We start from the raw sequence: 8,042 nt of genomic DNA, 5'->3' as shown, positions 1-8,042 counted from the left end.
GCTCGCCACGTTCGCCAGCATCTGGTGCGCCATGTGGAAGCCGAAGTCTTCGGCGAGCGCCTTTTTCCAGTGCCGGGAAAGAATGTCGTGGGTTGCCCACCGCGTATAGCGTGGCCGTTGCATGATGAAGCGGGCGAGGTTCCAGCTCCTTCCGGTCAGCGCGTCGCGCGGAAAGATGTCGTTGACGACGGAGCGAACCAGCAATGCGAACAGGGACGACTTGGGCGGGCATTCGAAAGATCGGCACAATGGATGGCAATTGCTGCGCACGCTCGCGGGCCTCCGTCGTTGATTGGGCGCGAACCGTGCGAATGAAGAATTACCGCAGCTTTACGGGAACCGGTCGGGCGAAGCGGCGGCGGCAGAGCGAACCCGCGAAGGCTCCCGCCGGTTCCAGAATGCGGGGCCCGTTCCAGAGCATAATCCGAACGAAGCGAGGATCGACAAGTTTATGCTGCTAAAACAAATGGATAGAGCGCTGACCTGATCCATTCAGATCGAAACGAGCTCTAAAGCCGGATCGTCACCTCTGTCCCGGCGGGACCGCTTTGCATGACAACCTCACTGCCATGATTTGCGACGATCTGCTTCACCAGACTGAGGCCGAGACTGGCGCCGCTGCTTTTGGCCAAGCGCCGCCGACAGCGCATTCGCCAGTTCTCTCTCGTCCTCGATTAGCAGCAGTCTCATCGTCTCTCCGCGGGTTCCCTGTCAGGCCTCTCCGTCATCAGGATTGCAACAGGATTACGGAAACGAAACGGCCGGGCGCAATGCTTCTGCAATCCGGGGCATGGACATGTCCGATCTCCATCGTGCCGAACAATCCAACTCCGTCAGAACAGGATGATGACATGACTCGCAAGACCATTCTCCGCCTATTGGGCATTCTGCTTTCCTCCGCATTCCTGCTTGCCGCGCTCCTGGGCGGATTGAGCTTTGCGATGGTTCTGATTGCCGGCTGGTTCGCCACATGATCCGGCGCGGCGCGCCGGACGGGCCAGGAACAGGAGAGCGATTGCCTGCGGACCCTCATGGACTGCTTTTCAGCAAGCAGGCCCGGCCTCAAGCATACCCAGCACGACATCCGCTGCCAGTTCCGCCCTGCGGCGCTGATCCGCGTCCGGGCGCTCCCCTTGTCCGAGCAGCAGGCGCAGCACCTCGCCCCCCAGCAGGCAATCGATATAGAGGCGGGCGGCTTCCGCGATTTCTTCATCATCGACGTCGCACTTGGCTGAAATGATGATCGCCGCCAGGTTCTCGAAATGTCCCGGAATGCCCTCATAGGCGAGTTGCAGGAGATGGGGAAAGACCGAACTCTCCGCGATCACCAGCCGCATTAATGCGATATTGTCCGGCCGGAAGAACTTGGCCTGCATGTGAATGCCACTGGTGACCAGCAATTCGCGAAACGGCAAAGCGAACAGCGATTCAAAATACCGGCGTTCCGCGTCGTCTGTTGCGCGACATGCATCGCTGATCGTGGCGGCGAACAGATCGTCCTTGCTTTCGGCGTGACGATAAAGGGTCATGAGCGAAATGCCAGCCGCAGCCGCGATCGCGTCCATGCTCGTTCCCCCGTAACCCGTCCGGACGAAGCAGGCTCTGGCGGCATCGAGGATGTCCCTCTGCCGCCTGGCCATCGCCTTTCCCTTCGGGTGTCCATCGGGCCAGACCTTCATGCACTTGACTCCATATGATAGTTATGACCCTCATATACAAACGATAGTCTTTATTATCACATACGGCCGTGCCCACGCAAATCCTGGAGACCTTTCATGCGGATCTGGAACATCAGCCTGTGGGCGGGACGCGCAGTCCTTGCCCTGTTTTTCGCCTATGCCGGGGTCCTCAAGCTGAGCCGGACACCGCAAGCCCTTTCCGCCATGGGCTGGCACTGGACCATGGACGTTCCGCCATCGCTCATCACCTTCATCGGCGCCATGGAGTTGCTGGGTGCCGTCGGCATCATTCTTCCGGCCGCATCGCGGATCCTGCCATGGCTTACAAACCTTGCCGCAGCGGGCATGACGGTCCTGCAACTGGCAGCCCTCGTCTTCCATCTAGCGCGCGGCGAAACGGATGTGCTCTGGCTCAATGTCGTCGTAATTTTGGTCGCGGGCGCCGTTGCCTGGTTCGGCTTCAAGCGCGATGCCAGGGGCTGATCGGCAAGCCCGGTCAGGCCGTATCGCCTTCAATTATCGTCATCACGCGCGGCAATACGCCTGACCTCTTCCGTGGCGGCATCCAGAAATTCTTCCGACAGTTGCTCGTCCGCGATAAGCCGCGACAGCGTTACGGCCCCCACCATCATCGAGAGGATTGCCATGGCCTTGCTGCTCGGATCCTTGGCCGCGACGCCTCCCATCATTTCATCCAGAACCTCGCAATGGGCCCGAATTCCGTCCTCGAACGGTTTTCGAACCTCTGCGCTCTGACGCGCGGCGTCTGCTCCAAGAGCAACGATCGGACAACCTTCAGCCTTCTCTCCCCTGTGGTCCCTGGAGAGATAGAATGCGGCAACGGCGCCCAGCGGATCGTCACTGTCCGCGGCTGCATCCGACCACCGTCGCGTGGCCTCCTCAAGCGCACGTCTGGAGGCCAGGGCGGCCAGATCGTCCTTGGACTGGAATTGTTTGTAGAAACCGCCCTGCGTGAGGCCAGCCCCCTTCATCAGATCCTTGAGCCCGATCCCGTCGAAACCACGCTCCCGAAACAGACGGCTTGCGACGGTGATGACCCTGTCCCGGTTTTCTTCTGCCTGTGCACGGCTCACCCGCATCTGGATCTTCCTTTTAGATTTCAATTGACATCTAATCTTCATTAGATTTAGATTGCAATCTAATTTACGCCATCATGCGCAACAAGGCCAGACCTGTGAGACGAAAAATCATTATCTCGATATCCGCCGCTCTCGTTCTTTCGGGACTGGGAGCGGCCGTATTCCTGCTGCCGTCGGCGAGCAGGAACGCCGAGGCTGCGGACCCGCGCAGCCTGCCGCCCCTTGTCGACATCGCCAGGGCCAAGCCCCCTGCCGCATTCGACCGGAGCTTCACGGGAACGGTCGCGGCGCGCGTGGAAAGCGACCTCGGCTTTCGCGTTCCCGGCAAGATCGTCGAACGGTATGTCGGCCTTGGCGAGAAGGTCAAAGCCGGGCAACCGCTGATGCGGATCGACGAAACGGATCTGAAGCTGGCGCTTGCCGCCAGACGCAACGCCGTGATTGCGGCCCAGGCGACGTTTGTCCAGGCCGAGGCCGACGAGAAGCGCTTTGCATCCCTTCTCAAGTCTCAGGCGGTTTCTTCCCAGCAGTACGAGCGGGCAAAGGCGGCGCTCGATACCGCCAGCGCCCAGCTTGCTGCCGCCAGGGCAGACGCGAATGTCGCCGAAAACGCAGTCGATTATGCGGTACTGGTCGCCGATGCGGACGGCACGGTCGTCGAAACGCTGGGCGAACCGGGGCAGGTCGTCTCGGCGGGACAGACGGTTGTCAGACTTGCCCAGTCGGGTCCGCGCGAGGCGCTGGTCTGGTTGCCGGAAAATCTGCGGCCGAAAATCGGGACTGTCGCCAAGGCCAGTATCTATGGCCGCGACGGCGCGGAGAACGCGAGCCTGCGCCAGATATCGGATGCGGCCGATCCCCAGACCCGGACCTATGAAACCCGCTGGGTGCTGCAGGGCTCGGCTGCATCGGCCCCGCTCGGTGCGACCGTGACCATCAGCCTCGAAAACAGCCAGGCATCGGCGCTCACGGATGTCCCTGTCGGCGCGGTTATCGATGACGGAACCCGCACGGGCGTCTTTGTGCTGGATGAGCGGACATCCACCGTTCATTTCCGCGACGTCACGCTTCAGCGGATCGGCAACGAGACGGCAACGGTCACCAATCTCGCCCCCGGCGCGCGCGTTGTCGCCCTCGGCGTCTATCTCCTCAGCGACGGTGCCAGCGTGCGCACCGCCACAAAAAACTGACAGGTGCTCAACTGACCGGCTTCAATCTTTCCGCGCTCGCCGTCCGCGAACGCGCCGTCACCCTGTTCTTCATCGTCTTGCTGGCAGCCGCCGGCGCCTATGCCTTCGTCAAGCTGGGCCGGGCCGAAGATCCGTCATTCACCATCAAGACGCTGACCGTCACGGCCGTGTGGCCCGGCGCCACGGCGCAGGAAATGCAGGAACTGGTCGCGGAACCGCTGGAAAAGCGGCTGCAGGAGCTCGCCTGGTACGACCGCGTGGAAACCACCACCCGGCCCGGTTACGCCTACCTGACGGTCACGATGCGGGACGACACACCGGCCAGCGTCGTTTCCGAGGAATTCTACCAGGCGCGAAAGAAGCTGGGAGACGAAGCGCGCAACCTGCCGCAGGGCGTGCTCGGCCCATTCGTCAACGATGAATATTCCGATGTCAGCTTTGCCCTTTATGCCCTGAAGGCAAAAGGTATGCCGATGCGCGATCTGGTACGGCAGGCGGAGACGATCCGGCAGGACATGCTGCATGTTCCGGGCGTCAAGAAGATCAATATCCTCGGCGAACAGGCCGAGCAGATCTTCGTCGCGTTCTCCTATGCCAAGCTGGCGACGCTGGGCATATCGGCGCAGGATATCGCCGCCGCCCTGCAGCGCCGCAACACCGTGACCCCGGCCGGGTCGATCGATACGGAAGGACCGCAGATCTTCATCCGTTTCAACGGCGCCTATGACAGCATCGATGAGATCGCGAATACACCGATCGTGGCGAACGGGCGCACGCTCAAGCTCTCCGATATCGCCGACGTCAAACGCGGCTATGAAGACCCGCCCACCTATGTCATTCGCAATGGCGGCGAGCCGGCCATCATGCTCAGCGTCGTCATGCAGCAGGGCTTTAACGGACTGGAACTGGGCAAGGCGCTTGAAGCGCGTTCCGCGGCCATTGCCGAAAACCTGCCGCTCGGCATAACGCTGACGAAGGTGAGCGATCAGGCCGTCAACATCCAGGAGGCCGTTGGCGAGTTCATGCTCAAATTCGCCATGGCGCTCGGCGTCGTGCTGTTCGTCAGCCTGATCAGCCTCGGCTGGCGCGCCGGGCTGGTGGTCGCGCTCGCCGTGCCGCTCACGCTCGGCGTTGTCTTCCTGATCATGCTCGAAACCGGGCGCTTCTTCGACCGCATCACGCTCGGCGCGCTGATCCTGGCGCTCGGGCTTCTCGTCGACGATGCCATCATCGCCATCGAGGTGATGATCGTGAAGATGGAAGAAGGCATGGAGCGGACAAAGGCGGCGGCCTTTGCCTGGAGCCACACGGCAGCGCCGATGCTCTCCGGCACGCTGGTGACCGTGATCGGCCTGATGCCGGTGGGTTTTGCCCGGTCCACGGCGGGCGAATATGCCGGGAATATCTTCTGGATCGTCGGCTTCGCCCTCATCGTCTCATGGCTGGTGGCGGTAATCTTCACGCCCTATCTCGGGGTCAAGATGCTGCCGGAGATCAAGCCGGTGGAAGGCGGTCACCACGCCATATACGACACGCCGAACTACCGCAGGCTTCGCCGTCTCATCGCATTCGCGGTCCGCTACAAGTTCGTGACCTGCGGCCTCGTCGCGCTCATCATGGCGGCTTCCGTCTTCGGCATGGGCCTTGTGAAACAGCAATTCTTTCCAACGTCGGACCGTCCCGAGGTTCTGGTGGAAGTGCGGTTGCCGGAAGGAACCAGCATCGAGACCATGACAAAAGCCGTCGAGACAATCGAAGACTGGCTGGAAAACCAGCCGGAGGCTGAAATCGTCACCAGCTATATAGGCCAGGGGGCTCCGCGCTTCTTCTTCGCCATGTCGCCGGAACTGCCGGACCCGTCCTTTGCCAAGATCGTGGTGCTGACGCCCGATGCCGAGGCCCGCGAGGCGCTGAAACACCGTCTTCGCGAAGCCGTTTCCGACGGTCTGGCGCCTGCGGCCTATGTGCGCGTGTCGCAACTGGTCTTCGGGCCTTACACGCCGTTCCCGGTCGAATTCCGCATCATGGGTCCCGACCCGCAAAAACTGTACGAGCTGTCGGAACAGGCACTCGCAATCATGAAGACGGTTCCCGACGTCCGCCAGCCCAGCCGCGACTGGGGCGACCGCGTCCCCGTGGTCCGTTTCGTCCCGGATCAGGACCGTCTCAACCTCATCGGCCTTTCGCCTGCGGAAGCGTCTCAGCAACTGCAACTTCTTTTGAGCGGCATCCCGGTCACCGCGATGCGCGAAAACATCCGCAATGTTCCGATCGTCGCCCGCAGCGGTGGCGGGGAGCGGCTCGATCCGTCCAGACTGTCGGACTTCTCGCTGATCACCAGGGACGGCCGGGCCATACCGCTCGATCAGATCGGTCACGCGGAAATCACCTTCGAGGAACCGATCATGAAGCGTCGCGACCGCACGCCGGTCGTCACGGTCCGCTCGGAAATCAACGAGGCGATGCAGCCGCCGGAGGTCTCGAAAGAGGTGGCAAAGGCGCTTCAGCCGCTGGCCGTCTCGCTTCCGCCCGGCTACCGCATCGAGATGGGCGGCAATATCGAGGAATCGATCAAGGCCAATGCCGCGCTGGTGAAGGTCTTCCCGGTGATGATCGCCGCGATGCTCATCGTCATCATCATTCAGGTCCGCAGCCTGTCAACGATGACGATGGTGATGCTGACCGGACCACTCGGTCTGGCAGGCGTCGTGCCGGTGCTGCTGATCTTCAACCAGCCCTTCGGGTTCAATGCCATCATCGGCCTGATCGGACTTGCGGGCATCCTGATGCGCAACACCCTGATCCTGACCGAGCAGATCAAGGACAACAAGGCGGCGGGTCTCGACGACTACCATGCGGTGATAGAGGCGACCGTGCAGCGGACAAGGCCGGTGCTCCTGACCGCGCTTGCCGCCGTGCTCGCCTTCATCCCGCTCACCCATTCCGTGTTCTGGGGATCGATGGCCTACACGCTGATCGGCGGCACGGCCGTCGGCACGGTGATGATCCTGCTGTTCCTTCCCGCTCTTTACGCAACATGGTTCCGCATCAAGGCGCCTGAGGGAACCCACACGGACGGTTCGGAGGAAACGGGCACGATCCTCAATACGCAATAACGGATGGGAAACACCGGAATATGGAGAAGCGGCTTCCGGTTGCTCCCCCATATTCCGCATCGAGGCTCAGCGGGACCAGTTGAACAACAAGCAAAGGAGGCCGTGATGGCCGAGCAGAAAGTCGTCGTTATCACCGGGGCATCGTCGGGCATCGGCCAGGCCACCGCCCGCCTTCTTGCCGAAAGGGGCTACCGCGTCTTCGGCGGCGCCCGTGATCCGAACCGGGCGGAGGCAATTCCCGGGGTTCAGTTCGTCCCAGTCGATGTGACGAGCGATACCTCCGTGACGGCATTCGTCGATTACGTCCTCGCCGAAGCCGGGAAGATTGACATTCTGATCAACAATGCGGGCGTTTCGCTGAGCGGGCCGGTCGAAAACACCACGCCAGCCGAAGCCGGTCGGGTTTTCGATGTCAACGTGCTCGGCCCGCTTCGCACGATCCGCGCCGCGTTGCCGTCGATGCGCGCGGCGCGCAGCGGGCTCATCGTCAATATCAGCTCCGTGCTCGGCTTTCTGCCGGCGCCGTTCATGGGGCTTTACGCCAGCAGCAAGCACGCCCTTGAGGGCCTGTCGGAATCGCTCGATCACGAGGTGCGCGACTTCAATATTCGTGTCCTGCTGATCGAGCCCGCTTTTACAAGCACAAATATCGACACCAACGCCGCACGCACCCAGACCCCGCCCGGCGCCTATGCCGATCAGGCCGAAGCCGCCATCAAGACCGTGGAAAACCAGATCAGGACGGCGCCGCCGCCGCGCGTGGTTGCCGAAACGGTCCTCGCCGCAATCACGCGTCCAAAAAAGATGCGCTGGCCCGTCGGTGGCCAGGCGACGCTTTTGAGCAGGCTGCGCCGCTTCATGCCGGCAAAGGCCTTGGACGGAAGCCTGCGCAAGGCCTTCGGTCTTGGAAAAAGCCCGCGCAGAAAGGGCTGAACCGAAACCGGCCTAGTCGCTATG

Annotated in this window: 7 protein-coding genes and 1 pseudogene; 5 read left to right on the top strand and 3 right to left on the bottom strand. The window is 61.9% G+C overall.

What is annotated here, in order from left to right:
• Positions 1–270, bottom strand: a pseudogene (locus B4E36_RS19085) (hypothetical protein); the annotation flags it as partial.
• Positions 271–851: 581 nt separating this feature from the next.
• Here B4E36_RS19085 and B4E36_RS19080 point away from each other — a divergent pair.
• Positions 852–974, top strand: a complete 123-nt coding sequence (locus B4E36_RS19080) for a hypothetical protein (protein WP_292055194.1) — start codon at positions 852–854, stop codon at positions 972–974.
• A 69-nt stretch (positions 975–1,043) separates the two neighbouring features.
• Here the strand turns inward: B4E36_RS19080 and B4E36_RS19075 are convergent, their stop codons facing one another.
• A complete protein-coding gene (locus tag B4E36_RS19075; protein ID WP_292055195.1) occupies positions 1,044–1,679 on the bottom strand; it encodes a TetR/AcrR family transcriptional regulator in 636 nt (211 codons plus the stop codon).
• Between the two features lie 96 nt (positions 1,680–1,775).
• On the opposite strand from B4E36_RS19075, the gene B4E36_RS19070 reads away from it, so the two are divergent.
• Positions 1,776–2,162 carry a DoxX family protein gene (locus B4E36_RS19070; protein ID WP_292055196.1) on the top strand — a complete coding sequence of 129 codons (387 nt, stop codon included), beginning with the start codon at positions 1,776–1,778 and terminating at the stop codon, positions 2,160–2,162.
• A gap of 29 nt (positions 2,163–2,191) precedes the next feature.
• Here B4E36_RS19070 and B4E36_RS19065 read toward each other — a convergent pair whose 3' ends face one another.
• Positions 2,192–2,779, bottom strand: coding sequence for a TetR/AcrR family transcriptional regulator (locus B4E36_RS19065; protein ID WP_292055197.1), 588 nt, complete (start codon positions 2,777–2,779; stop codon positions 2,192–2,194).
• Positions 2,780–2,874: 95 nt separating this feature from the next.
• On the opposite strand from B4E36_RS19065, the gene B4E36_RS19060 reads away from it, so the two are divergent.
• The 3 genes from B4E36_RS19060 (at position 2,875) to B4E36_RS19050 (ending at position 8,018) form a co-directional block, all read left to right on the top strand.
• The gene (locus tag B4E36_RS19060; RefSeq protein ID WP_292055198.1) at positions 2,875–3,969 is read left to right on the top strand and encodes an efflux RND transporter periplasmic adaptor subunit; all 1,095 of its coding nucleotides are present in this window, start codon (positions 2,875–2,877) and stop codon (positions 3,967–3,969) included.
• Between the two features lie 11 nt (positions 3,970–3,980).
• Positions 3,981–7,085 carry an efflux RND transporter permease subunit gene (locus B4E36_RS19055; protein ID WP_292055268.1) on the top strand — a complete coding sequence of 1,035 codons (3,105 nt, stop codon included), beginning with the start codon at positions 3,981–3,983 and terminating at the stop codon, positions 7,083–7,085.
• Between the two features lie 105 nt (positions 7,086–7,190).
• Complete coding sequence (locus B4E36_RS19050; protein ID WP_292055200.1) at positions 7,191–8,018, top strand: oxidoreductase; 828 nt, start codon at positions 7,191–7,193, stop codon at positions 8,016–8,018.
• Positions 8,019–8,042: the final 24 nt, after the last annotated feature.

Origin of the sequence: Martelella sp. UBA3392 (genome assembly GCF_002358775.1) — a bacterium.
GTDB classification, from domain to species: domain Bacteria; phylum Pseudomonadota; class Alphaproteobacteria; order Rhizobiales; family Rhizobiaceae; genus Martelella; species Martelella mediterranea.
This window is presented reverse-complemented; position numbering and strand designations above follow the sequence as displayed.